Source organism: Pseudoalteromonas sp. MQS005 (assembly GCF_001661605.1).
Classification (GTDB): domain Bacteria; phylum Pseudomonadota; class Gammaproteobacteria; order Enterobacterales; family Alteromonadaceae; genus Pseudoalteromonas; species Pseudoalteromonas tetraodonis.
Map to the genome: position 1 here is coordinate 1 of NZ_LYRQ01000033.1, position 25,154 is coordinate 25,154.

At 40.4% G+C, this 25,154-nt stretch carries 22 protein-coding genes and 1 other annotated feature; of the genes, 7 read left to right on the forward strand and 15 right to left on the reverse strand.

All coding sequences use genetic code 11. The features are described from left to right. The first annotated feature begins 60 nt into the window (after positions 1-60). Positions 61-183 (forward strand) — a sequence feature (Phe leader region). Between the two features lie 44 nt (positions 184-227). Next, the gene (locus tag A9479_RS12300) at positions 228-1,385 is read left to right on the forward strand and encodes a chorismate mutase (protein ID WP_064663565.1); all 1,158 of its coding nucleotides are present in this window, start codon (positions 228-230) and stop codon (positions 1,383-1,385) included. Positions 1,386-1,447: 62 nt separating this feature from the next. On the opposite strand, the gene tyrA is transcribed toward A9479_RS12300, so the two are convergent. The 7 genes from tyrA to ffh form a co-directional block, all read right to left on the reverse strand. After that, the gene (tyrA, locus tag A9479_RS12305) at positions 1,448-2,581 is read right to left on the reverse strand and encodes a bifunctional chorismate mutase/prephenate dehydrogenase (protein WP_024602820.1); all 1,134 of its coding nucleotides are present in this window, start codon (positions 2,579-2,581) and stop codon (positions 1,448-1,450) included. A 282-nt stretch (positions 2,582-2,863) separates the two neighbouring features. Further along, the gene (locus A9479_RS12310; protein WP_013464495.1) at positions 2,864-3,733 is read right to left on the reverse strand and encodes an MYG1 family protein; all 870 of its coding nucleotides are present in this window, start codon (positions 3,731-3,733) and stop codon (positions 2,864-2,866) included. Between the two features lie 192 nt (positions 3,734-3,925). Next, on the reverse strand, positions 3,926-4,285 hold the full coding sequence (gene rplS / locus A9479_RS12315; RefSeq protein WP_011327636.1) for a 50S ribosomal protein L19: 360 nt from the start codon (positions 4,283-4,285) through the stop codon (positions 3,926-3,928). A gap of 33 nt (positions 4,286-4,318) precedes the next feature. Continuing rightward, positions 4,319-5,086 carry a tRNA (guanosine(37)-N1)-methyltransferase TrmD gene (gene trmD / locus A9479_RS12320; protein ID WP_008114471.1) on the reverse strand — a complete coding sequence of 256 codons (768 nt, stop codon included), beginning with the start codon at positions 5,084-5,086 and terminating at the stop codon, positions 4,319-4,321. Then, positions 5,086-5,622: a ribosome maturation factor RimM gene (gene rimM, locus A9479_RS12325; protein WP_008114470.1), complete on the reverse strand. Its 537-nt coding sequence runs from the start codon at positions 5,620-5,622 to the stop codon at positions 5,086-5,088. Before rimM ends, trmD begins: the two co-directional genes overlap by 1 nt. 17 nt (positions 5,623-5,639) lie before the next feature. Then, positions 5,640-5,888: a 30S ribosomal protein S16 gene (gene rpsP / locus A9479_RS12330; protein ID WP_008114468.1), complete on the reverse strand. Its 249-nt coding sequence runs from the start codon at positions 5,886-5,888 to the stop codon at positions 5,640-5,642. Between the two features lie 261 nt (positions 5,889-6,149). After that, positions 6,150-7,529 carry a signal recognition particle protein gene (gene ffh / locus A9479_RS12335; protein ID WP_008464738.1) on the reverse strand — a complete coding sequence of 460 codons (1,380 nt, stop codon included), beginning with the start codon at positions 7,527-7,529 and terminating at the stop codon, positions 6,150-6,152. Positions 7,530-7,752: 223 nt separating this feature from the next. On the opposite strand from ffh, the gene A9479_RS12340 reads away from it, so the two are divergent. Both A9479_RS12340 and A9479_RS12345 read left to right on the forward strand, forming a co-directional pair. Beyond that, positions 7,753-8,559: an inner membrane protein YpjD gene (locus tag A9479_RS12340; RefSeq protein ID WP_013464492.1), complete on the forward strand. Its 807-nt coding sequence runs from the start codon at positions 7,753-7,755 to the stop codon at positions 8,557-8,559. Between the two features lie 61 nt (positions 8,560-8,620). After that, positions 8,621-9,889: an HlyC/CorC family transporter gene (locus A9479_RS12345; protein WP_013464491.1), complete on the forward strand. Its 1,269-nt coding sequence runs from the start codon at positions 8,621-8,623 to the stop codon at positions 9,887-9,889. Positions 9,890-9,930: 41 nt separating this feature from the next. Here A9479_RS12345 and A9479_RS12350 read toward each other — a convergent pair whose 3' ends face one another. Together A9479_RS12350 and gshA are read right to left on the reverse strand one after the other, a co-directional pair. Further along, positions 9,931-10,539 carry a transglycosylase SLT domain-containing protein gene (locus A9479_RS12350; protein ID WP_013464490.1) on the reverse strand — a complete coding sequence of 203 codons (609 nt, stop codon included), beginning with the start codon at positions 10,537-10,539 and terminating at the stop codon, positions 9,931-9,933. Positions 10,540-10,928: 389 nt separating this feature from the next. Next, entirely contained in the window at positions 10,929-12,506 is a 1,578-nt protein-coding gene (gene gshA, locus A9479_RS12355; RefSeq protein WP_064663566.1) for a glutamate--cysteine ligase, read from the reverse strand. Positions 12,507-12,933: 427 nt separating this feature from the next. Here gshA and A9479_RS12360 point away from each other — a divergent pair, with 427 nt between their 5' ends. Beyond that, complete coding sequence (locus A9479_RS12360) at positions 12,934-14,481, forward strand: PAS domain-containing methyl-accepting chemotaxis protein (RefSeq protein ID WP_064663567.1); 1,548 nt, start codon at positions 12,934-12,936, stop codon at positions 14,479-14,481. Positions 14,482-14,543: 62 nt separating this feature from the next. Here A9479_RS12360 and clpB read toward each other — a convergent pair whose 3' ends face one another. The 3 genes from clpB to rluD all read right to left on the reverse strand — a co-directional run bounded on the left by clpB (position 14,544) and on the right by rluD (position 18,928). Next, on the reverse strand, positions 14,544-17,120 hold the full coding sequence (clpB, locus tag A9479_RS12365) for an ATP-dependent chaperone ClpB (protein WP_064663568.1): 2,577 nt from the start codon (positions 17,118-17,120) through the stop codon (positions 14,544-14,546). 96 nt (positions 17,121-17,216) lie between these two features. Next, positions 17,217-17,948, reverse strand: a complete 732-nt coding sequence (pgeF, locus tag A9479_RS12370; RefSeq protein ID WP_064663569.1) for a peptidoglycan editing factor PgeF — start codon at positions 17,946-17,948, stop codon at positions 17,217-17,219. Positions 17,949-17,950: 2 nt separating this feature from the next. Continuing rightward, positions 17,951-18,928: a 23S rRNA pseudouridine(1911/1915/1917) synthase RluD gene (gene rluD, locus A9479_RS12375; protein ID WP_013464485.1), complete on the reverse strand. Its 978-nt coding sequence runs from the start codon at positions 18,926-18,928 to the stop codon at positions 17,951-17,953. A gap of 141 nt (positions 18,929-19,069) precedes the next feature. On the opposite strand from rluD, the gene A9479_RS12380 reads away from it, so the two are divergent. Next, complete coding sequence (locus tag A9479_RS12380) at positions 19,070-19,834, forward strand: outer membrane protein assembly factor BamD (RefSeq protein ID WP_013464484.1); 765 nt, start codon at positions 19,070-19,072, stop codon at positions 19,832-19,834. A gap of 55 nt (positions 19,835-19,889) precedes the next feature. On the opposite strand, the gene A9479_RS12385 is transcribed toward A9479_RS12380, so the two are convergent. After that, positions 19,890-20,228: a P-II family nitrogen regulator gene (locus A9479_RS12385; RefSeq protein WP_013464483.1), complete on the reverse strand. Its 339-nt coding sequence runs from the start codon at positions 20,226-20,228 to the stop codon at positions 19,890-19,892. Between the two features lie 158 nt (positions 20,229-20,386). Here A9479_RS12385 and A9479_RS12390 point away from each other — a divergent pair, with 158 nt between their 5' ends. Further along, positions 20,387-20,932, forward strand: coding sequence for a GspH/FimT family pseudopilin (locus A9479_RS12390; RefSeq protein ID WP_064663579.1), 546 nt, complete (start codon positions 20,387-20,389; stop codon positions 20,930-20,932). A gap of 78 nt (positions 20,933-21,010) precedes the next feature. Continuing rightward, positions 21,011-21,544 carry a GspH/FimT family pseudopilin gene (locus A9479_RS12395; protein WP_028835385.1) on the forward strand — a complete coding sequence of 178 codons (534 nt, stop codon included), beginning with the start codon at positions 21,011-21,013 and terminating at the stop codon, positions 21,542-21,544. Between the two features lie 6 nt (positions 21,545-21,550). Here the strand turns inward: A9479_RS12395 and A9479_RS12400 are convergent, their stop codons facing one another. Both A9479_RS12400 and A9479_RS12405 read right to left on the reverse strand, forming a co-directional pair. Further along, a complete protein-coding gene (locus tag A9479_RS12400) occupies positions 21,551-21,970 on the reverse strand; it encodes a type IV pilin protein (RefSeq protein WP_013464480.1) in 420 nt (139 codons plus the stop codon). Positions 21,971-21,979: 9 nt separating this feature from the next. Then, positions 21,980-25,153 (reverse strand): pilus assembly protein, encoded by a 3,174-nt coding sequence (locus A9479_RS12405; RefSeq protein WP_064663570.1) that lies wholly within the window; start codon positions 25,151-25,153, stop codon positions 21,980-21,982. Position 25,154 lies beyond the last annotated feature (1 nt).

Here is a 25,154-nt window from a genome sequence, read left to right on the forward strand (position 1 = left end):
AACCTATTTAATATAAGTGCTTGTTGACATTAGAGGTTACTCTTCATACATTAAGGGCATGAATATAAAATACTCACTTACTTTCTTATCTTTTTTTAGCTTCTTTATATAGAAGAGGCTTCCCTGTTTGTGAGATAAAATCAATCGAATAGTAAAGCCTCCCAACTGGGAGGCTTTTTTGTTTACGCTGTTAAATACAGTGACATTTTTGGAATGAGGAAAACCAAATGAGCAATGATGTTTTAGACACGCTTAGGCACGATATAAATGAAATCGATTCTGACCTACTTGTGTTATTAGCGAAGCGACGCCGTATTAGCCATGGTGTTGTTGAATATAAGATAGCGAATAATAAACCAATTCGTGATGAAGCACGTGAATTAGCATTACTCGAAAAATTAATCGGTTATGGTAAATCTCTTGGTTTAGATGCCTACTATGTAAATAATGTTTTTCAAACCATATTAGAAGACTCAGTATTACATCAACAAGCTATGCTGCAAAAAAGCCTCAACCCTGATGCGCTAAGTGAAACCCATCGGGTGACCTATTTAGGCGGACAAGGATCTTACAGTCAACTTGCGTGTCATAAGTACTTTAGTCGCCGACCAGGCAAATTAATTGAAATTGGCTGTAGTTCTTTTGATGAGATCACCGGTAAAGTAGAAAATGGCCAAGCCGACTTTGGCTTGTTACCGATTGAAAATACCAGCTCAGGCAGTATTAATGAAGTATTTGATTTACTCCAGCACGCGCAAGTCTCTATTGTCGGCGAAGTCACTCACAGCGTAGAGCATTGTTTATTAGCCGCCCCAGACACAGAACTTAACCAATTAACCAAAGTGTTTGCTCACCCGCAACCGTTTGCTCAATGTAGCCGTTTTTTACAAGGGCTTGGCGATTTGCAACATGAAACCTGCGATTCAACATCGAGTGCATTAAAATCAGCACTTGAAACACCTAACAGTGCGGCTATTGGCTCTGCACAAGCAGGTAAAAATGTAGGGCTTGAAGTCATTAAGGCCAATCTTGCTAATCAAAAAGAAAACCATAGTCGCTTCATTGTGGTTGCACGTAAACCGCTACATGTATCTAAACAAATCCCCACTAAAACCAGTTTAATTATGGCAACTAAGCAGCAAGCAGGCTCACTCGCCGATGCGCTGATGATTTTTAAACAGCATAATATAAATCTAGTAAAATTAGAGTCTCGTCCTGTACCAGGAAATCCATGGGAAGAAGTATTCTATGTAGATTTAGAAGCGAACCTTGCTGATAGCCAAGTGAAACATGCGTTAGAAGAGCTTAAAGAGCATACCCAGTACGTACGCATATTAGGCTGTTATCAAAGCGAATCACTGCAAGCTGTGAGCGTACAAAGCTAGTCTAAAGCAACATTAAAAAAGGGCCTGCGGGCCCTTTTTTAGTTTTAATTAATCTGTCACGTTTAATCGAGTACTTTGGCGTCGTTCGCTTTATTTAATAAACTGCGACTTTGTGTCAAAAAGTGCGCTGTGGAGTCAGAAAAGTAGGCTTTTGCATCAGCAAAGGCATCGATTAAGGCTGGCTTATCCCCTGCTTTTAACTTTTTAAGCGTCTCTGAGAACAAACACTGATACTGCGCTAATAAGCTTTCTACATTATCAAATTGCGCCAGCATAATATCAGTATACAACTCTGGCGATTGCGCAAAGAGACGACCGACCATCATCAGCTCTAACTGATAAATAGGTGATGAGCAACTACGCAGCTCTGCCAGTGTATGTCCTTGTTTTGCTAAAAACTGACCGTACACAAAGGTGGTTAAATGGCGCATAACCTGAATGATTTGCATCGCTTCATCGTGTTTTTTAGCATCAAGTTCTACTAACTGACAGCCCCAAATTTGTAGCTGCTTTAATAAACCTTGTGCCATTTCAGGATTACGCCCTTCACATACCACCACAGTTTGTTTCACCCAATGAGAAATATCAGGACCAAACATGGGGTGTAAGCCAACAACAGCGCCATTGTGAACTTTTTTGAGCACATTTAACGGCGCTTGTTTAACCGATGTAATATCAACCAGCAAACAATCATCATCGAGTTTAGGTAACGCGTTAACAACCGTTTCGAGGGCATTAATTGGCACACTGATCATCACCAGTTTTGCGCCTTTTAAAATCTCTGCTGCCTGTGATTGCTGGGCTTTATCTAAAACTTTAACTTCGTAACCCGAGCGCTGAAATTGTTTTGCAAATAGCTGCCCCATTGCCCCTTCACCACCAACAATGACAATCGGAGATAGTTGTGAGTCGGCACAAGCTAATTTGGCCTGTTGATTTTGATAAGCTTCACGCATCATGCGCCTGAGAATGTCTTCGACTAAATCAGGGTTTACACCTTGATTAATTGCCTCTTGGCGTCGTGCAGCTAATAAATCAGCTTCTCTATCGGGTGCATGTAGTGGCGCGCCAGTTTGTTGTTTTATTGCGCCAATTTGTTGAGTAATACCATTGCGCTTTGCAAGTAAGGCAACCAGTTGCGCATCGCATTCATCTATACCTTTTCTTAGCTGCGCTAAATCACTTATCTCTGCCACGTTCTCATTCCATCCAAAAAAAGCAAAATCGTAAATAAATACTTACAAAAAAGTAAACTAATCAATACGATAAATACTAACAGGATACGTTAGGGGTTAAAAGGCTAATTAGTGAAAAGATCAGTATGAGTCACTCAACTGCGACCAAGGTAGGATAATTAAATGAATAGAACACAGCTTGCGTAAAGTGAATTAAAAAGCATATAAAAATGTAAGTCTATGCCGAGTTTAAACAATGAAAATTAAAGTGGCTTAATAGCCACTTTAATTAGCACTTTTTATCTAATATTCCAATGCCATAGTCGCAAGCGACATAACACTTTCGAATGATTCTGCACCGGCGATAAATAAGCCATTGTGACAAAACATAGCATCATCTATACCGGTCACTGCTTGAAATTCACTATCAGATAATCCAGCCCACGGTGCAGGTAATGGCTTTCGGTCTTCAAACGAGCCTAGCTCTGCAGGTACCGTTTGCACTATCCACTTACCAGAATGCGATGGATACACTACATATAGCGCCTCTTCTGATAAGCTATGTACGGTTTTTTTCCACGGCGTATAACGCTCTAGTACGATTAATCGTGGATCGTCTGCTTGTTTAATTGCTTGAGCAACAATCTTTTTAGCATTTAAACCACCCTGCGCTGAGGCAACAAAACGAAGCAGCAAAGTGTGTGCAAATTCCACCGCTTGATCAAAAGCAGCATCAAAATTACTTTCCTCTTCCCATGTTGGGTTAAACATAGAAATTGTTTGGCTTAAACTAATGCCTGTAGCAACACCTTCAACATGACCACAATCAATGGCATCAATAGTTGATACAAGCCCTGCATCAACTGCATTCGCCACATCTTGATTATCATCACATATTGCTAAGCCATATTTTTTCCACACCAAGCCAAATGACGAAAAAGGAATCCCATTTTCGCGAGCACCGGCACCGCCGCGCTGATGATGATCAAACCGGTCAGTTTCTGGGTCATATTGGCCGCCGACATCAATAACCACATCAGCGTCATTAATAATCGCATTATCGCGTGTGCGTATCAGGGTAAAAGAAGGGAAAATAATTTTAAGCGCAGCGATACTAAAAACATCATCTGCATGAAAATTGCCGTTGTGCGTAACTATCGTTTTATCATTCATTTTTGTACATCATTTTTTGCAAGAAGTGAGAAGATATTGTGCTTTGAAGTGAACCACACTTTAACGCATGCTGGTTAAGGTGTGTATTGGTTTTTAAATGTAGCGATATAAAAATTGCAATAGCATTAAAACCAAAACGGGTTGCAACCCAAAGGTTGCAACCCGTTTTTTTGCGTTGATAAACAGCGCGTATTAGTTAAGTTTTTCTCTAATACGTGCAGATTTACCAGAACGCTCACGTAGATAGTAAAGCTTAGCACGACGAACCGCACCGCGACGCTTAACTGTTACGCTATCAATAAGAGGGCTGTGCGTTTGGAATACACGCTCAACACCTTCACCGTTCGAGATTTTACGAACTGTGAATGCTGAGTGAAGACCACGATTACGCTTAGCGATTACAACACCTTCAAAGGCCTGTAGACGCTCTTTAGCACCTTCTTTTACTTTTACCTGTACAACTACTGTATCACCAGCGCCGAATGCAGGTACGTCTGTTTTAAGCTGCTCATCTTCAAGCGCTTTAATAATATTTTGGTTTACTTTTGCCATTATGTTTCTCACTTTCCTAGGTGTAACTGTCTTCTAGCCACAAGCTTTTTGGTACTCTTGCTGAAATTTCGCGAGTAATACCGCTTGCTCCTCAGTCAGAGCTAGGTTATGCAACAAGTCAGGACGGCGAAGCCAAGTTCTACCTAATGACTGCATAAGCCGCCATTTTGCTATCTCTTGGTGGTTTCCGCTGAGTAATACAGCAGGCACCTGTTTGTCGTCCAATGTTTCTGGCCGTGTATAGTGAGGACAATCTAGCAAGCCATCCGAAAATGAATCTTGCTCTGCTGACTGGTTGTGTCCTAACACCCCTGGCACTAATCGCGCAACTGCGTCAATTAATGTCATGGCAGGTAGTTCACCCCCACTCAAAATAAAATCACCAATTGACCATTCTTCGTCAACGTACGACTCTATTATTCTCTCGTCTATACCTTCATAGCGACCGGCAATTAAAATCAGTTTTTCAGAGTTTGCGAGTTCGCTAGCCCCTTGCTGATCTAATTTGCGCCCTTGTGGCGACATATAAATTACTTTTGCACCATCACCTGCAGCCTGTTTGGCTTCAAGAATGGCTTGTTTTAATGGTTCAACCATCATTAACATGCCTGGCCCGCCCCCGTAAGGACGATCATCTACGGTTCTATGCTTATCAGTTGCATAGTCACGTGGATTCCAGCAGTTAAAATCGATTAAGCCATTTTTAACAGCACGACCGGTTACACCTTGCGTTGTAATTGCATCAAACATATCCGGGAAAAGGCTGATAACCCCTACCCACAACGAACTTGTTTGACTCATTAAAAGCTTGGATCCCAATCTACAGTAATTTCTTTCGCATCATATTTAACTTCTTGAATAACTGAATCAGTTAAAAAAGGAATTAAACGTTCTGCTTGGCCAAATGCATCTTTACTGTTTGCTTTCACAACCAGTACATCATTTGAGCCTGTCTCCATAAGGTCATCAACAATGCCTAAGTTATAACCTTTATCAGTTACAACCGACATGCCGATGAGATCTCGCCAATAGAATTCACCTTGCGGTAATTCTGGTAGCTGCGCTGAATCAACAGAAATTTCTACATTGGTATAAGCCATTGCTTGGTCTCTGTCATTTACTTGCGCAAACTTAGCGATAAAGCCTTTGTTGTGGCGACGCCAGTCGACCACTTCTAAGGATTGCCATTTACCTTGCTGCCCTATCAACCACGGGCTGAAATCGAAGATCCCTTGGGGATCATCAGTAAATGAATGCACCTTAAGCCAGCCCTTTATACCATATGGGGCGCCGAGCTTTCCTACGACAATTATTGATGAGGTGTTCTCTTGACTCATGGTTACACTTACGCCTATTAAGCCGCTTTACGAGCGTCTTTAACTAATTTAGCTACACGATCTGAAAGACCTGCGCCTTGACCTAACCAGTGTTCAACACGTGGTAAATCTAAACGAAGTTTTTCTTCTTGACCTGAAGCAATTGGGTTAAAGAAACCTACTTTCTCGATGAAGCGACCGTCACGCGAGAAACGGCTATCCGCAACCACAATTTGATAGAAAGGGCGTTTTTTAGCGCCACCACGTTGCAAACGAATAGTTACCATACCGTCCTCTAAATAGATTGACTGTTTTCATTAATAAGATTTACTCCCCAGTATGGGGAGCCGGTGAATTGTACGAGTTTTTAGCAACAATGCAAGTAAGAAGTGATGCAAAAAGCCAGTTTAGTAGATTAAACCGTGATCCAAGATGAAAAAGTATATGAATAAGCTATTCTGTGCATAGTTTATTCAACAATAAAGAGGCATTTTGCCTCTTTATTGATTACTTTTTATCTCGTATTGGGGGTATTAAAGGTTAAATTATTAAAATTTTGGACCACCGCCACCCATCATGCCAGGTGGTAACATCCCTTTCATGCCACGCATCATTTTTTGCATGCCACCTTTACCTTTCATCTTCTTCATCATTTTTTGCATTTGCGTAAATTGCTTAAGCAGTTTATTGATCTCTTGTACTTGCGTACCAGAGCCCGCAGCAATACGCTTTTTACGCGAACCTTTGATGATTTCTGGGCGTGCACGCTCTTTTTTGGTCATAGAGCTAATAATCGCTTCCATTTGAATAAAAGTTTTATCACCCATTTGCCCTTTAACCGCATCTGGGATGTTTTGCATGCCAGGCAGTTTATCGAGCATCGACATCATGCCACCCATGTTTTTCATTTGCTTTAGTTGATCAGCAAAGTCATCCAGCGTAAAGCCATCACCTTTAAATACTTTTTGTGCTACTTTTGCCGCTTGTTCTTTGTCTACTTTCATCTCGACTTCTTCGATTAATGAAAGTACATCACCCATGCCTAAAATACGTGAAGCAATTCGGTCTGGGTGGAAAGGCTCAAGGGCATCAGTGCGCTCACCCACACCCATAAACTTAATTGGCTTACCAGTAATATGACGAATAGATAAAGCAGCACCACCTCGGGCATCACCATCTGTTTTAGTCAGTATCACACCGGTCAGCGGTAAAGCTTCGTCAAATGCTTTTGCTGTATTTGCCGCATCTTGACCTGTCATTGCATCAACAACGAATAGCGTTTCGATTGGATTAATTGCATGATGCAAGGCTTTAATTTCATCCATCATGTCGCTATCAACATGCAAACGACCCGCAGTATCGACTAATACAACATCAATAAATTTCTTTTTCGCATGAGAAATGGCGGCAGTTGCAATATCAACTGGTTTTTGCGAAATATCACTTGGGAAAAATTCTACATCAACTTCTGTTGCTAAGGTTTCTAATTGCTTAATTGCTGCTGGACGATACACATCGGCACTTACCACTAGCACAGACTTTTTCTTGCGCTCTTTTAAAAACTTAGCCAGCTTACCCACACTGGTGGTTTTACCCGCACCTTGAAGACCAGCCATCATCACTACCGCCGGTGGCTGTGCGTTAAGGCTTAGCTCTTCGTTGGCTTCACCCATGGCTTTTTCAAGTTCTTCGCGAACAATTTTTATAAATACTTGGCCAGGGCTCAAGCTTTTGGTGACTTCAACACCAACCGCACGCTCTTTAACTTGCTTTACAAACTCGCGAACAACAGGCAACGCCACATCGGCTTCTAAAAATGCCATTCGCACTTCACGAAGTGTATCTTTAATGTTGTCTTCAGTTAAGCGACCACGGCCACTAATATTTTTTAGGGTTTTACCTAATCGTTCTTGGAGGTTCTCAAACATGTAACGGTTCCGAAAAGACGTTTATATCAACTCTATTAATAAGGTCGATGTTATTAAAATTCAATTGAAAATAGTATACCGTAAATGGTGGCATACAATACAGTGTTGAAGTGCTGCTTATTGAGTTTCTTTTTACAGGGTCTATGCATTTGCGTTGCTATAAAATACAATGACCAGATAACGAACACGAATTATTTGACTTCAATTAAGTGGCCAAAGCAAAATGCTGATTATTAGTTTAACTATTATTGCCAGTTTATTTTATGTGTTAGCAACGTCTCACGTGCTTTCGCGATTGTTTCATCGTCAGGGACCAAGCCAAAAAATTACCATAATACTGAGCACTGTCGCTATTTTGGCGCATATGCTGCTTTTAGTAAACTCGGTGTTTAGAGCCGATGGCCAAGATTTAAGTATTGTTAATGTTGCATTACTGACTTGTTGGGTAATAGTGCTTTGTGTCACCACCGTCTCTTTGAAGTTCCCTGCGACACTGCTATTACCTGTTGTATACGGCTTTGCTGCCCTGTTAACTATTGCTAGCCTGTTTATTCCTCATCACGTTTTACTTCATAGCATTAATGTAGAGCTTGCGTTAGTTGCGCATATTTCACTGTCGTTATTAGCCTACTGTATCTTAATTATTGCCACCCTTTACGGCGTACAATTTTACTTTATTGATAAACGTTTGAAACGTAAAGATTTAGCAATAGTACATAGCCATTTACCGCCACTAATGGTGGTAGAGCGTCAACTTTATCAACTATTAAATTTAGGCACAGTATTATTAAGCGTGGCGCTGATTACAGGGTTTGTATTTCTTGATGGCATGTTTGCCAAAGAGTTTATTCATAAAACAATCTTATCTTTAGTTGCTTGGGCTATTTTTGCTACGATTGCCGTTGGCCATGTAAAACGAGGTTGGCGAGGGAAAATGGTGGTAGTGAGTATTATGATTGCAGCATTTACACTCACACTCGCTTATTTTGGCAGCCGTTTTATACAAGAAGTGGTTCTAAATAAGTTTTAACTTGACTCTGAAAGCTCACTCTAGCTTAATACGCATTGGTTTATAAAAAAAGGATCCATCGTTGGACGACATATCGACAAGTACGCTGTTTATCATTTTAGGTTTATTGGTACTTTTTTCTGCTTACTTCTCCGGGTCAGAAACCGGAATCATGTCAATCAACCGTATTCGTTTACGACACCTCGCTAAAGAGAATCATCGTGCTGCGAAACGCGTTAGTAAATTACTCAGTCGACCTGACAGGTTGATAGGTCTTATCCTTATTGGTAATAACCTTGTCAATATTGCGGCTGCCCAAGTTGCCACCATTATTGGTATTCGTTTGTATGGTGATTTAGGTATTGCTATAGCAACAGGTGCATTAACACTTGTGGTGCTGATTTTCGCTGAAGTAACGCCAAAAACACTGGCCGCCCTCTATCCTGAGCGAGTCGCTTTTCCAAGTTCGGTGATACTCAAAGGGTTACTAAAAATTCTCTTCCCATTTGTTGTCGTTGTTAACTGGATGACCAATGGTATATTGCGCTTATTTGGTATTAGCGCTGCACAAATAGATGAGCACAGCATGAGTAAAGAAGAATTAAAAACCGTGCTAAATGAATCGGGGGCGCTGATCCCCGCTCGTCACCAAAGTATGTTGACCTCTATTTTAGATTTAGAGCAAGTTACCGTTGAAGATATTATGATCCCTCGCAATGAAATTGTGGCGATTGATATTAATGACGATTGGAAAATAATCAGTAAACAACTTACTCACGCTCAACATACTCGGGTGCTTTTATACCGCGACAATATTGATGATGCTGTTGGCTTTATTCACTCTCGTGATGCGCTTCGCCTTTTAACTAAAGAGCAGTTTGATAAGCCTTCGCTATTGCGTGCGGTACGTGAAATTTACTTTATCCCTGAGGGCACCTCGCTGAACACTCAGCTACTAAAATTTCAGTTATCAAAAGAACGTATTGGTATTGTTGTTGATGAATATGGCGACATTCAGGGCTTAGTCACTCTTGAAGATATTCTTGAAGAAGTTGTGGGTGATTTTACTACCACTCAAACTCGGACACCGAGTGAAGAAGTAACCACACAAAACGATGGCTCTTACATTGTCGACGGCGGTGCTAACGTTCGCGACTTAAATAAAGAAATGGGCTGGGAATTCCCATTAGACGGCCCTAAAACATTGAGTGGCTTGATTGTTGAGTACTTAGAAGATATCCCCGATGCTAATTTAAGTATTCGTATTGCAGGCTATCCGGTTGAAGTACTTGAGGTAAAAGAAAACATGATTAAACAAGTTAAAATTCAACCAAACAAACGTAAAAAATAAACCAATAAAAAAGGAGCCTGCTGGCTCCTTTTTAATCTAATCTAAAAGAACAATCGCTCTAACCAACCTTTATCTAAATCATCTTCGCAGCGTCTTAGCTGTGCGCCATAACGGCTTGCCCGATGTTTTACTTTATTGGCAACGCTCATTAACCATTTTTTCTTACGATAGGTGCCTCGTTTATAACCGCCCCATCCCTCATGATAATTTAAATACTGTGCGTAGGCGTCCCACTTAGACACACCATTAACTTTATGGGTTTTATAAACAAACCACGCCATAAAATCAATCGCATCTTCAAATTCGTCTCTGTCGGCGCCACTGTTACCTGTTTCACGAATATAATCAGACCAAGTAGGCGTTTTAGCTTGAGAATAGCCATAGGCATCGCTTGCACGACCAGTAGGGATTATCCATAAGAAGTATTCCATAGGCGGTGCTGCATCGTGGCGAAAAGAACTTTCTTGATACATCATGCTCATTAACACATGTTTTGGGGAGCCCCACTTTTCCTGCGCGTCTTTGGCATCAAAATACCAGTCAGATTTCTCTTCGAAAATTTTACAAATATCTTCTGGTTGCTTTGGGGGAGCTGTTGCACACCCAGCTATAGTGAGCAGCAAAGATAAGGTAATAATATTTTTTTTCATTTTTTAAGATCTCACTGAACTTTTTAAAAAAGTGTGGGTCTGAATCTATGAATGCAGCAGTACAGCATTGTTTCATCCCTAAAGAATATTTACGCAGCTACTATGAGCTGCGTTTTTTTTTGCCTGCTACTTACTTGGGTCTGTTGACCTTTCAAGGTTGCATTTGCAGCAGTTTGTTTGGTATTTAGGCAAGGCAAAGCCTATGTGGTGTGGTTATTCCCCATAAATAGGCGATAACGCAGCATCAATGCCAAACAGGTGCTGCCCTTCGGGTTCTGCCTAGGAGCGATTTACTCTTTGTTGCTCGGTTTTTACCTAGCCCACTAGGTTACAAACCTCGCGCCGCGATTAAACCGCTCCTAGTTTGAACAAATTGTAATCCGCAAAGGTCAAAAGACCCTGAAATATGTATCTAAAAACGCGGTAAATGATTGTTTATCAGCGTGTTCAATTGCCTTTTGGGCTTGGTACGACTCTGCAGCTTGTTGCTCTAGCCACGATTTTGAAAATTCAGTATAACTTGCTGTTTCATGGCTTTGTTTGTACTTCTTAGCAAGTGACAGTGCAAAGTGGCCATTATCTAACCCTGACGCTTTTAACTGCTCAACATAACGACCAGAATACGTTAATGCCGGATCATGAATCCAAGTCGCCATGCGCTTAATAGTGTTTGAGTAGTAGTCAACATCGTAAGCAGTATCCATCCACTGAGCAACATCACTCAGCTGACTAAATATTTCATCACCCCAAGATTCTAGGCTGCGCTGCTCATTATTAAAATTAAGCATCAAGCCTTGTTCTCGACCTTGGTTAACCACAGTATCAAGATTTTCAGTGCTACGAGTTTGCTCTTGCCAATCCATAGACGCTGAATCTTTTAATAAACAATAAGTTAAAAACACATCTAAAAAGTGTATTTGCTCTAAGTCAATCCCAACTTCACTAAACGGGTTAACATCCAATGCACGAATTTCAATATATTCTATACCCGCTCTTAGCAATGCATCGGTGGGCGTTTCACCATTTTTTGCATTACGTTTAGGACGAATTGGCGAGTAAAACTCGTTCTCTATTTGCAAAATGTTTTTATTTAATTGCTTTGGCGTAGCACTGGTGTAATCGTCAATACTGCCGTAAATATCTGAAGGCGTATTTATGGCTTTTTTAAGTCCTGCAACATATTCATCTAATGAGTTATACATTACTCGTAATGACGATTGTGCGCTATTGGTATAGCCTAAGTTACCTAATCGTAATGCGGTACCCACTTCCAAATATAAAGTGCCTTTACCGAGTTTTTTAAACGGTAAGTCGCTTTTACGCCCTTGTAAAAAAGAACTACATAATGCCGGTGATGCGCCAAACATGTAGCTAATTAACCACAGTTCGCGTTTAAAGTTACGAATTAACGCCAAGTAACTATCCGATATGAAATCTTCAAGTTTCGCATTACTTTGCTTTAATGAGTGCAGTGACTGCCATAGCGTTTGTGGAAAAGAAATATTGAAATGCACGCCTGCAATCGCTTGCATCATACTGCCGTAACGATTCTTCAAGCCTTCGCGATATAGGGTTTTCATTTTACCGACATTAGAGTCGCCAAATTGTGCCAATACAATATCGTCTTGATGATTTATAAAGCACGGCATACTAATTGGCCACAATAATTCATCGCCCATATGTTCTAGGGTGAACTTTTGTAAATCTTTTAGCTGCTGCAAAGTTTGCTTTGATGACTCGCTAACCGGTGTAATGAACTCAAGTAAAGACTCAGAAAAATCAGTGGTAATATGCCCATTGGTGAGCGCACAGCCCACCCCTTGAGGATGAGCCTGTTTAGAAATAGAACCATCGTGGTTAATTCTTAATGATTCTCTCTCAATACCGCGCATAATGCCTTTAATAGCCTGTTGATTATCTGCATTAGATAGCGCGTTGAGCGTGTTCTTTAAATTATAAGTTGTCAAAAAAAAGTTTCCTCGAGCCAAGTGGCTTAATCATAAGGTTATGGGGTCTTTTTACCTTTACTCAAGATTAAACGATGAAAAAACTATATGAATTTATTAGATATAGTTTTTACTGGATTTTAAACACGCTTTGTTTCACGCTATAAAAGATAATCTTGCCATTGCCACTACGAATATACAATTTCTTTTACATATTATTTGCCATAACCCCCCGCTGACAACATGGCGTTTTAAAACGCTTTGATAAGATACAGTTAAACCCTAAAAGTTTGTCATAACTGAAAAATTCAATTACGCTTAATATTGATAAAGATCATATAAATATCAAAAAAAATGTCTTATTCCTGCTATTTTACACATATCACTAACGTACATTAGTTTTAGTAATTACAATAGCCGCCATAATAAAGAATGATAAAGAGTCACTATGCGTCGTAATCAAAGCTTAATAGATGAAGAAGTTAACTTCGAAGAACACCAAGAGTTGGTTTCAACCACTGACTTACGCGGTGTTATTACTTATGCCAATCATGAGTTTTGTAGTATCGCAGGCTACGAGATGGATGAACTGATAAATAAAAATCACAATATCGTTCGCCACCCTGATATGCCAAAAGCTGCATTTAAAGAAATGTGGGACACTTTAAAACAAGGCCATTCGTGGCGTGGCGCGGTAAAAAACTTATGTAAGGACGGCCGCTATTATTGGGTTGATGCATTTGTAACGCCTATTTTTGAGCATGGCCAACTTATTGGTTATCAGTCTGTACGAATAAAACTAGAGCAACGCGCAAAACGCAGAGCGCAAAAGCTCTATGCCAAAATTAACGCTAATAAATCATTATTTAGCTGGCGCGAACGCACATCATTAAGACAAGGTTTGAGCATTGCGGGTATTTTAATTTGGTTAGCCAGTGTCGCAATGTGGGGCTCTCTTTCGCTTGCCGCGATTAACTTATTAGTATGTATTGTTATTTTAGTTTTAAATTATGATGAGCTGGTAATAACACCTGCAACCCTCAAACAACAAAAAAGCCAAGCAGACTCTGTATCTCGTTATGTGTTTAGTGGCTCGCACCCACACAGCATTAGTGAGTATAGAGAGCAGATGCTCAGTGCTAAATTAAGAACGGTACTGGGACGGGTAAAAGATTCAACCTTGAGTTTTAATTCGATTGCCCAAGGGTTAGATCAACAATCGACGTTGACCGAGCAAGGTATTTCTTCTCAAGGCACTCAGCTAGAACAAATTGCTTCAGCGATGTCACAAATGAGTACCACGATTGGTGAAATCTCTAACAATACCAATAACACAGCTGATAAAGTGGGCATTACTTATCAAAGCTGCTCTGATATCAAGAATCATATTGCAGATAACAGTAAAATGGTGTCTGACTTAGCTGTACAAGTTGAGCAAGCGGCCGCCACAGCAACGGGGCTTGCCTCTGAAGCGGATAAAATTGGCCAAGTCATGAGTGAAATAGAAGGGATTGCTGAACAAACTAACTTATTGGCACTCAATGCGGCTATTGAAGCGGCACGCGCCGGTGAGCATGGGCGTGGTTTTGCAGTCGTTGCCGATGAAGTAAGAGCGCTGTCGTCACGAACTCAAAACGCCACAGCACAAATTCATAGCTCAATTAAAGAAATTCAAGATACCTTGTTTAGCTGGTCTAAAATCATGCAGAGCACAAAACAACAAGCCGATGACTGTGTTAATACAACAGGACAAACACAACAAGAGCTTGATAGTATTTTTATTCAAATTAGTGAAATTTCACAGCTCGCCACGGATATTTCAGCCGCAGCAGAACAGCAGCAGGTTGTAAGTAAAGACATTGGTAGTAATGTTGAAAAGATTAAAGGCTTAGGGGATGACAATTTACAATTGAGTTTTAGCGTAGCGCACGGTGCGGCTGAACTAGTTGAAGGCTCAAGAAAAGTGAATGACTTATTACTGACTTTTAAAGTTTAACAAACGCCCTAAAATAGAAACAAAAAAGCCGCTGTAAACAGCGGCTTTTTGCTGTGCTCAGATTATCGACTCGTAAACGCTAAGCCGTCTTCGTTAGCATCAATGACAATGATACAACCTGGTTGAAATTCATTATTAAGCAGTTTTTGTGCTAATGGATTTTCAATGGTTTGCTGTATTGCCCGTTTAAGTGGACGAGCGCCATAGACAGGATCAAAGCCACTGGCAGCAATTCGCTCAAGAGCAGCATCTGTCAACTCAAGTAAATACCCCATCTCTGTCAATCGTTGACGTAATTTACTTAACTGAATATCTGCAATTTCTTTAATATGATTATGTGAAAGTGAGTGAAATACCACAGTTTCATCAATACGGTTAATGAACTCGGGTCTAAATTCATTATGTAAAACACCCATGACTTTTGCTTTAAGCTCATCATAGTCATTACTTCCCGCTTGCTCTTGAATGATATCTGAGCCCAAGTTAGAGGTCATAATGATAACCGTATTTTTAAAATCAACCGTACGCCCTTGGCCATCCGTTAAACGCCCGTCATCAAGGACTTGTAATAAAATATTAAACACATCTGGATGCGCTTTTTCTATTTCATCAAGCAAAATAACCGAATAAGGTTTACGACGAACAGCTTCGGTTAAATAACCACCTTCTTCGTAACCTACGTACCCCGGAGGCGCACCGACTAAACGTGCAACTGAGTGTTTTTCCATAAACTCAGACATATCTATACGCACCATGGCACTTTCGGTATCAAACATATAGCCTGCTAGTGCCTTGGTAAGTTCTGTTTTACCAACCCCTGTAGGCCCTAAAAATAAGAACGAGCCAATTGGACGATTGGGATCAGCAAGCCCTGCACGCGAACGACGAATGGCATTAGCCACCGCAATGACGGCCTCATCTTGACCAATGACTTTGTTATGTAACTGCTCTTCCATTTGTAATAGTTTTTCACGTTCACCTTGAAGCATACGCGCCACTGGGATCCCGGTCCAACGTGATAAAATTTCTGCAATTTCATCTTCGCCCACCTGATTTTTAAGCAAGCTCATTTCTTGCATTTCTGCTTGTGATGCTAAATCGAGTTTGCGCTCAAGCTCAGGTATACGTCCATATTGCAGTTCAGACATACGCTGCAAGTCACTTGCTCTGCGAGCCACTTCTAAATCAAGTCGTGCCTGCTCTAGCTCAGCTTTAATAACCTGCGTGCCTTGTAAAGACGCTTTTTCTGCATTCCATACTTCATCTAGTTCACGGTATTGCCCTTCAAGCTCAGTGATCAGCTCGACCATTTCTGTACGGCGCTTTTGACTTGCTTCATCTTTCTCTTTGGCCAGTGCGTTATCTTCAATTTTTAATTGGATAATGCGGCGCTCTAATTTATCTAAAGCTTCTGGCTTTGAATCAATTTGCAAGCGAATAGAAGAGCCCGCTTCGTCAATTAAATCGATTGCTTTATCGGGTAATTGGCGATCACTAATATAACGATGCGATAACTGCGCTGCGGCAACGATTGCAGGGTCGGTGATCTCCACTGAATGGTGTAATTCGTAACGCTCTTTCAAGCCACGCAGAATAGCAATGGTGTCTTCTACTGAGGGCTCTTCTATTAATACCTTTTGGAAACGGCGTTCAAGCGCAGCATCTTTTTCAATGTACTTACGGTATTCATCTAAAGTGGTTGCGCCTACGCAATGGAGTTCACCGCGTGCTAAGGCAGGTTTTAACATGTTACCCGCATCCATAGCGCCATCACTTTTACCAGCACCAACAATGGTATGAATTTCATCAATAAATAAAATAACTTGGCCTTCTTCTTTAGCCAACTCATTAAGTACTGATTTTAAACGCTCTTCAAATTCACCTCGGTATTTTGCACCAGCAACTAATGCGCCTAAATCAAGTGATAATACGCGCTTGTTTTTTAAGCCCTCAGGCACTTCACCATTAATAATACGCTGCGCAAGCCCTTCAGCTATGGCTGTTTTACCCACCCCTGGCTCACCAATTAACACAGGGTTATTTTTGGTACGGCGTTGTAATACTTGAATAGTGCGGCGAATTTCATCATCACGACCGATTACAGGGTCAAGCTTACCTTGCTCTGCACGCTCAGTTAAATCGATGGTGTACTTTTCAAGTGCTTGACGTGTTTCTTCCGCATTAGGATCGTCAACTTTTTGGCCACCACGAATCGCCTCAATTGCCGTTTCAACCTTACTCGCAGTAATGTTAAGTGCTTTAAAAACACTGCCAAGCGGGCCTTTATCTTCACACGCAACTAATACAAACAACTCACTTGAAATGTATTTATCTTTACGTTTTTGGGCGTATTTATCACATAGGTTTATCAGTGAAACCATGTTATTTGACAACTGTACATCGCCACCAACACCTTCCACTTTAAATAACTTTTCTATCTCTTGTGATAATTTAGTGTTGAGTTCATCAACGCTGATGCTCATTTGTGCAAATAGTGCACGCACACTTGAGCCGCTTTGTTTTAACAAAGCGTACATTAGATGCACAGGTTCAATAAATTGATGATCGCGACCTAGCGCTAATGATTGCGCATCTGAAAGCGCAGACTGAAATTTACTTGTAAATCTATCTAAACGCATGGGGGTTTACCTATAAAAAAACGAATTACTTAATAGATGGGTATGTTAGCGGGTTTGTTCAAGGTATTGTGGGAAAAATAATCACCTAATGATTATTTACTTGCGCCAGATCAAACTTGCCATACGACCGGTTTGGCCATCGCGCCGATAAGAAAAAAACAAGTTAGCTTGAGTTACAGTGCAATATTCACCCCCGCTAATGTTTATAACGCCCTGTTGATTAAGTAAAATAGTTGCTATTAGATAGATATCAGCTAAATACTTTTCATTATTTTGAGCTTTGAACGCGCTGTGCATTAGGGGGTTATTTGCTGTAAATAACTCGACTACCTCTTGACCGACTTGAAATTGATTAGCCCCTATTGCAGGACCTAACCAAGCATGTATATTCTCCGAGGCATTTTTAAAACATGCCAGCGTATTGTTGATCACCCCTTGCTCTAACCCTCGCCAACCAGCATGAATTGCGGCCACTTCTTGCCCGTCACTCGATGAGAGTAAAATAGGTAAACAATCAGCGGTCATTATGGCTAAAGGTTGATTGCGTAATTGCGTATATAGCGCATCGGCTGTGAGTGTTTGGTTGGGGTCAAATCGCTCATCCACTGTAATTACATCAGCGCTATGAACCTGATTTAACCAAATTGCCGGTTTAGGCAAATGAGCATTTACACGTGCTCTGTTATTTAATACATCTTGGCTGTTATCACCTACATGCAACCCTAAATTCAAACTATCGAATGGAGGCTTAGATACGCCCCCTTCACGTGTAGTACTCAATGTATCTACACCATGAAGAGATTGCCATGTAGCTGATAAGCCAAACATTGTTAACTCGCTATATCAGGGTTTGCTTTTGTGTCTTCACGCAGTGCTTGAGTCATTTGGACCATATCATCAGGGATAGGCGCTTGCCAGGTCATCATTTCACCGGTGATTGGATGCGCAATACTTAATTTAACGGCATGAAGCGCTTGGCGTTTAAAGCTACGCAGTAACTCAAATAACTCAGGCGTTGCCCCTTTTGGTGGACGAGGACGACCGCCATAAGATTGATCGCCAATTAATGGGTGGTTTAAGTACGCCATATGCACACGAATTTGGTGTGTACGACCTGTTTCAAGACGTAAACGCAAACGAGTATGGGCGCGGAATTTTTCGGCAACACGGTAATGCGTAATAGCTGGTTTACCCATTTCATGAACTGCCATATGCGTACGCTGCGTAGCATGACGACCAATTGGTTTTTCAACCATACCACCGGCTGTCATAGTGCCATTACATAACGCTTCATATTCACGTGTGAAGTTTTCGCGCTTTTGCAGTGCTTTAACTAAATGTGTTTGTGCCTGAATCGTTTTAGCAACAACCATTAAACCTGTTGTGTCTTTGTCTAAACGATGCACAATACCCGCTCGTGGTACGTTAATAATTTCTGGGTAGTAGTGTAGTAAAGCATTTAACACCGTACCATCAGGGTTACCTGCGCCAGGATGAACCACTAATCCCATTGGTTTGTTGATCACTAAAATATCATCGTCTTCATAAACGATGTTTAATTTGATATCTTGTGCTTCGTATTCACGAGGTGCTTCTATTGTTGTTTCAACAGCTACAACTTCACCACCGAGTAGTTTTTCACGCGGGGTGTTGAAAATTTCACCATCAACGGTGATTTTATCATCTAAAATCCACGTTTTTATCCGTGATCGTGAATAATCAGGGAACAATTGTGCTAATACTTGGTCTAGACGTTTACCACCTAAGTCTGTTGGGACCTCGGCTTGGAGAGATATTTGCTCTGACATTAGTAACTTTACCCAATTTACCAGTGCAAGCTTTGCTTGACTGGGTTAGAATCGCTTTTAATAAAAGCATAACATAATACGCATAGTTTACTCGGTTTTACCCACTTGGCCTAGCCGAAGACATCGAAGGTAACAAATAAAATGATAAATAAAATAGGGAAACGTGCATTCGCCATTGTTTTTTCAGTTTCAGTGCTTAGTTTAGGGGCCTGCTCGTCTGCACCTGACCAAGAAGATATTCAACGCGTACCCAACAGATCGGCACAAGCACTATACGAAGATGCAAAACAAACGCTTGATTCTGGTTTATACGCTCGTGCAATTGAATTATTAACGGCAATTGATTCTCGCTACCCGTTTGGTCCGTTTTCAAAACAAGTCCAAATGGATTTAGTGTATGCACATTACCAATCAGGTAATACAGAGCAAGCGCTTGCTACAATCGACCGTTTTATTCGCTTAAACCCAAACCACAAAGATTTAGATTACATGTACTACATGCGTGGCTTGGTTAATATTAAGGCGGATAAAAATGCTTTCCAAGAATACTTTGGCGTAGACAGAGCCGACAGAGATGCTAAACGCACCCGTGTTGCTTATACCGACTTATCAACTTTGGTTAAACGTTTTCCAGAAAGTGATTATGCGCCAGAAGCAAAACGTCGTTTAGTTTGGTTATTAAACCGCATGGCACGTTATGAGCTAAAAGTGGCAACTTACTATTACGAACGTGAAGCCTATTTAGCAGCCGCAAATCGCGGTAAATATGTGGTAGAGCACTACTCACAAAGTAGTTATCTTGATGCGGCACTCGCCATGATGGAAAAAAGTTACGAGAAGCTTGGCTTGACTGAACTAAGTCAGCATGCAGAGCAAACGCGTAAATTTAATAGCAGAAATAAATAACACGAAAAAGGCGCTAGTTATAAAATTAGCGCCTTTTTTTACGAGGTTTACTCGACTATATAGCCTCTTCATCCTCTTCTGCAGTACGAATTCGAACCACACGTTCTACGTCAGTGACAAATATTTTACCATCACCAATTTTGCCAGTTTGTGCTGTTTTAACAATAACATCAATAGCACGTTCTACGTCTTCATCACCGAGCACAATATCTAGTTTTACTTTAGGTAAAAAGTCAACCATGTACTCAGCACCACGGTATAGCTCTGTGTGGCCTTTTTGACGCCCAAACCCTTTTACTTCACTTACTGTCATACCCGTAATGCCTACATCAGATAATGCTTCACGCACATCATCGAGCTTAAACGGTTTAATGATTGCTTCTATTTTTTTCATAGTAATTACTTTTGAAAGCTTCAGTTGCCTCGATTTTAGACAATCATGAGGTTCATAGCAAACAAAGAGATTGAATAGCACCGGTGAAAAATAATCATGGTATGATTATTTTAATAAAAATAACTATACTAAAACATCACCGAGTTAATGAGATTTATATGAAAACTAAGCACCGTGGATTTACCTTATTAGAGTTAATGGTCACCGTGGCCATTGTTGGCATTATAGCCACTATTGCGTTGTGGAACAGTAGCGATATGCTGGAAGAAAACCGAGGTGAAAATTTTTTATTAGAACTTAAACGTAATATTAGCTTTGCACGCTCACAAGCGGCTAGTACCGATGAGATCGTAATTGTGTGCGCTGCTCCAGGTACAAAAGTAAAAAGTAGTGATAAAACCCTAACTTGCTCAAGTAAATGGGATGTTGATCAAGTAATTATTACCTTTATAGATGCTAATAATAATGGCCAATATAATAATGAAACAGATAGCTTGATCAGAGTCATGGAGGAAATTAGTCCTAATGATCGCGTTTCATTTACAGATACCCGTATACGATTTAATACCAGCGGACGTATAACTACAAATCCTGGGAACTTCATATTTTGTCCTAACGGCGACAACAAAAACCAAAAAGCGTTAACATTAACGCAATCAGGCACCGCTTTTTATTTAGGGGATACCACAGAGAGCTGTGGTTAAAAGCCATTTCATACTTTGTCGTTTTTTTGATTGTTTACTAAACTAATATAATGGACTGTTCAATGAAAGGCTTCAGGGATGAAGTTAATTATAAGTGTTCACAAAAATGGTGGCGTTACATTATTAGAATTACTAGTAACCATTTCAGTTATAGCGATACTAAGCCAACTTTCTTTATGGTTTTTTCCTGATTTCTTGGCGCTCAATCGCGCAGATAACCAGATTAATCTATTACACAGAAACATTAATTATGCACGTCTTTATGCAATAGAAAATAATAGCTACGTCACTCTATGTGCCTTGAAAAATAATGAGTGTTTAGAAGATGATTGGGACAATCAGGTGTCACTTTTTATTGATAACGACAAGTCAACCTCTTTGGATGATGACGAGCGCCTTATTAGTACCTTTGAACATACCCATCCCTCTGATAGCTTAGAGTATCCTCGGGATGCCATCACTTTTAGACCCGACGGCTCTTTAAACGGCTTTCAAAACGGTACTTTTATCTATTGCCCAAATAACGAAAAAGCAAGCCTTGAGGGGCTTGCTCTGTCAATAAGTCAAACTGGGCGAATACGAATAAAATCTACCAACAAATGCCAAAAATAACTAATGTTATCTACCCCAGCAATAGTTGATGTCGGTATTGCCTTTACTACCCGTTGCTCCTTTTAAGCCAACGTCATTAATGGTTAATGACGTGCAATCAGCATCCCCTTTCACGGCACCAGCAATGGGTTTAGCAGTGATTGTAAATTCATTGCTATTAACCACATTAATTGTTAGCTCAAAATGACCGTTTTCAGTTTTACTTTGAATACCTAAGTCGCTAAACGAAGTTGAATATGCTCGGTTATCCACAAAGTATTGCTCTTGCTTGTTTGCCGCATCTAAAAGCGCAGAAGCGGCTTCTGCGCGTGATGCCCTTTTTATATATTCACTGTAATTAGGCACTGCAATGGCGGCAATGATGCCAACAATCGCAACGGTGATCATTAACTCAATTAATGTAAATCCTTGTTGTGTCTTATTCATATACAGCCCTTAATTGTTGATCTCATCGTTTTCTTCACGCTTATAAATATATGTTTGCTGCGTTTTAAAACCAAAGCCAATGGGTTGTTTATCATTCACTAGCTTAATTTTACCATCTACCACTTTTAAGCCAGGTCCTGTAATTTCTATTGGCTTAAGTGGATTTTCAGCTTGTTCCCCTTTGATCCCAGGGCCAATTAGAAAAAACTGGCTCTCTTCGATAACATCTTCCTCTGGATTATCATCACATTTTCCATCATTGTTAGAATCAGCACAGGAATTAGTCGCACCAAAATAAAGCTGTGGTGTATCTGGCACATCATAACTGGTTGCAAATTTTAGTTGTTCATACACTTTAGTACCGTAATGCAAATGAAAAGCATAAAGTGCGCCGCCACCGCCACTTAAAGAACATTGATTCTCTACAACTTCATCAGATGCTGGCGTGAAAGAGGTAAAATAAGCAACCCCACCAACAACGGTAGCTGCAGCTAATGACTTTTCACCTTTCGCTAGCTCATAACGCCACCCTTTCTTTTTCGCCAGTTCAGCTTCAACAAGGGTGAAACCATCTAAGTCATCTAAAGTATTACCAAAGGGGTCACTATTCATCACCATTAAATCTGCAGGCACAATTGGCGCAGGAGCATTAGTTTTAAATGAACGCGTCAGAGTATTCTCATCACGGATCATAAACAATTGATCTTGCTCGTTTGTATTCGTTGGTTTTGAACGGTTACCGCTGCCAATAACAACTGCATCATAAGGAGTATCTAAACGAGTAATCACTTTATTACCATTAACCGTGGTCTCTGTTACTTTACTAAACAAAGTACGCGCAACCAATGGCTTATAAAAGAAGCGTCTATCTTGAGTATCTTGATTACTACCTAGCTCTGCAAGTTTGAAATGGCTAAACTCACTGCTATCTTCTCCAGGCATATCAATTCGCCAAATATTACCACCGGTATCTGAGGCATAAATTCTATCAATGTAGCCATCATAATCTGAATCAAGCGTAGTTAAATCAGCAGCAATACTGTGTTTACCTTTAAAGCCATTACTGTCTGGGGTTAACGCCCAAACTAAGCTGCCTGTTTTTGCCTCAACAATATAAATACCACGCCCTTTTGAGTCCTCTGCTCTTATTGCCGCATCTTTATTTGTATCGTAACCCGCGCCAAACACAAGCAAAGGCTTATTACCAAAAGCTTTAATATAAGCTATTTGTGGCTTTGACCACGTTTGTGCCAATTCAGTAAAGTCGCCTTTACCCCCTTCAATTGGTTTGCTCCAAAGACGTTTTGGCTGATTAGGATTTGTAATATCTAAACCATAGTAGTTTTTACCACCACGGCGCATTCCTGCAAAAGCCCATACCTCGTCTCCTTTGCTAGCATCTATAATACCGTCATTCAAACCTTCACTATTTAAGCTTTTATTACTAAAGTAGACACTGATAGGGCCATCCATACCATATACTTTACTATCTGCTTGTTTATTTCTAAGTGGTTTAATAATGTCAAACAGTGCTGAAGGTATAAATGCCCAACTTTCACTTACAGTCTCACCGGCATCTTTAAACATATGTAAGAAGCCAGCATTTGTCCCTATGAGGATGCGAATATCATCATTACCATAATCAATTGCAATTGGTTTTGAATGCAAAGGATCACCAAATATATCAGCGCGTTGGTCTTGTGATGAGCCATCTTTGTCCTCATCATCAACATCTACTCCTCTTGCCCAATTAACATCTTGAGTGGATAAGGTCAGCGGGTTATTAACAATGCCACTGAGAATGTCACTAACAGCCGAAGTATCAAAACTAACAATCGAGCCTTGATTCTCCGTAAATAAATTACGAGCAAGTGGATCTATGGTGCTTAAATAATGGTTTACCCCCCCCTGCGCAACCGCGTTACCATCAGCGGGTTGGCCCGCAGGTAACCAAAATGTTTTTGCCTCTTTTGAAATTAAACCGTCACTATTAAGGGCTTGTTTGTTGGTTGCATCGACTATTTGGCTGCCCGATACCTTTAACTTTTTCAGGTTACCACGCCAGCGCGCCCCGGTTTCTGGATAAAACATAGCAAAATAAATAGCATCACGACTTCGAGTTTGATCTACATTGTTACTCGCCACTGACGGCGATGAAAAACTGTCATTTACTTCACGAATACGAGAAATCGTATTTTTAAGTGCATCAGATAGTTGCGCAGCTGTATTCGCATGTAAGTATTGCCCACCACCGTAATCTGCAGTCTCAGTAAGTAAGTTTTTACCTGAGTCACTCATACCCGTACCAAAACCGATAGGAAATACACGTCCTATGTCAAGTACGTTCTTAGTTTTGCTATACAAGTCAACTTTTACATCATCTGTACCGTGAATAATTTTTGCTAGCGCCGCCAAATAGCTGTTACTAACAGCAGGCGGATTACCAGAGAAATAACTATTATGAAGGTTGTATATATCATTATTTCTATTTGAATCGTTGGTTGGATCGCCGTCTGTCATTAAAATAATATTAATACTGTTATCACACCTAAGTGGCTCGCCAGTAACAGGCGCAAAGGGTGATTTATATATCCCTGATGACTCTGCTGTAAAATCTCGTTCATTAGTATTTCCCCCGTAATATACGTTTTGTCCCGTGATATACAGGTAGGCTTCCCAGAGTGTTTCTGTTAATGGAGTTGAACCACTTGCAGGTAACTCTTCTACTTTATTTAGTAAAAATGACTTTTCAGCCCCTACTCTGGCTAAAACATACCCACCATTACTACCATTAAAGCGCATTAAACCAAATTCAATATCATCGTTATCGTTCACTAATTGGGTGATAGCATTTTGCGCAACTCTTAAGCGGCTATCACTACATGTGGGTTCATAATTGTAGTAACTAGTTCTTTTATAACATTGCTCATTTCGTTTATAACTGTCTTTACTTTCAAAGCAATCAACCTCGTAATAACTACTACCGCTTCTTTTATAACAGGCATCACCATCATTTACATCCCATGCCATACTTCCCGATGTATCAAAAATCATGATTACGCGAGGCTTTTCATTGGTTTGTACATTATGATTAACATACAGCTCTATATCTTCAGCGCCTGCTGACATGCTAAGCATTATTCCTATTAAAGAAATGAGTGCTTTATTTAGTATCAGTTTCATT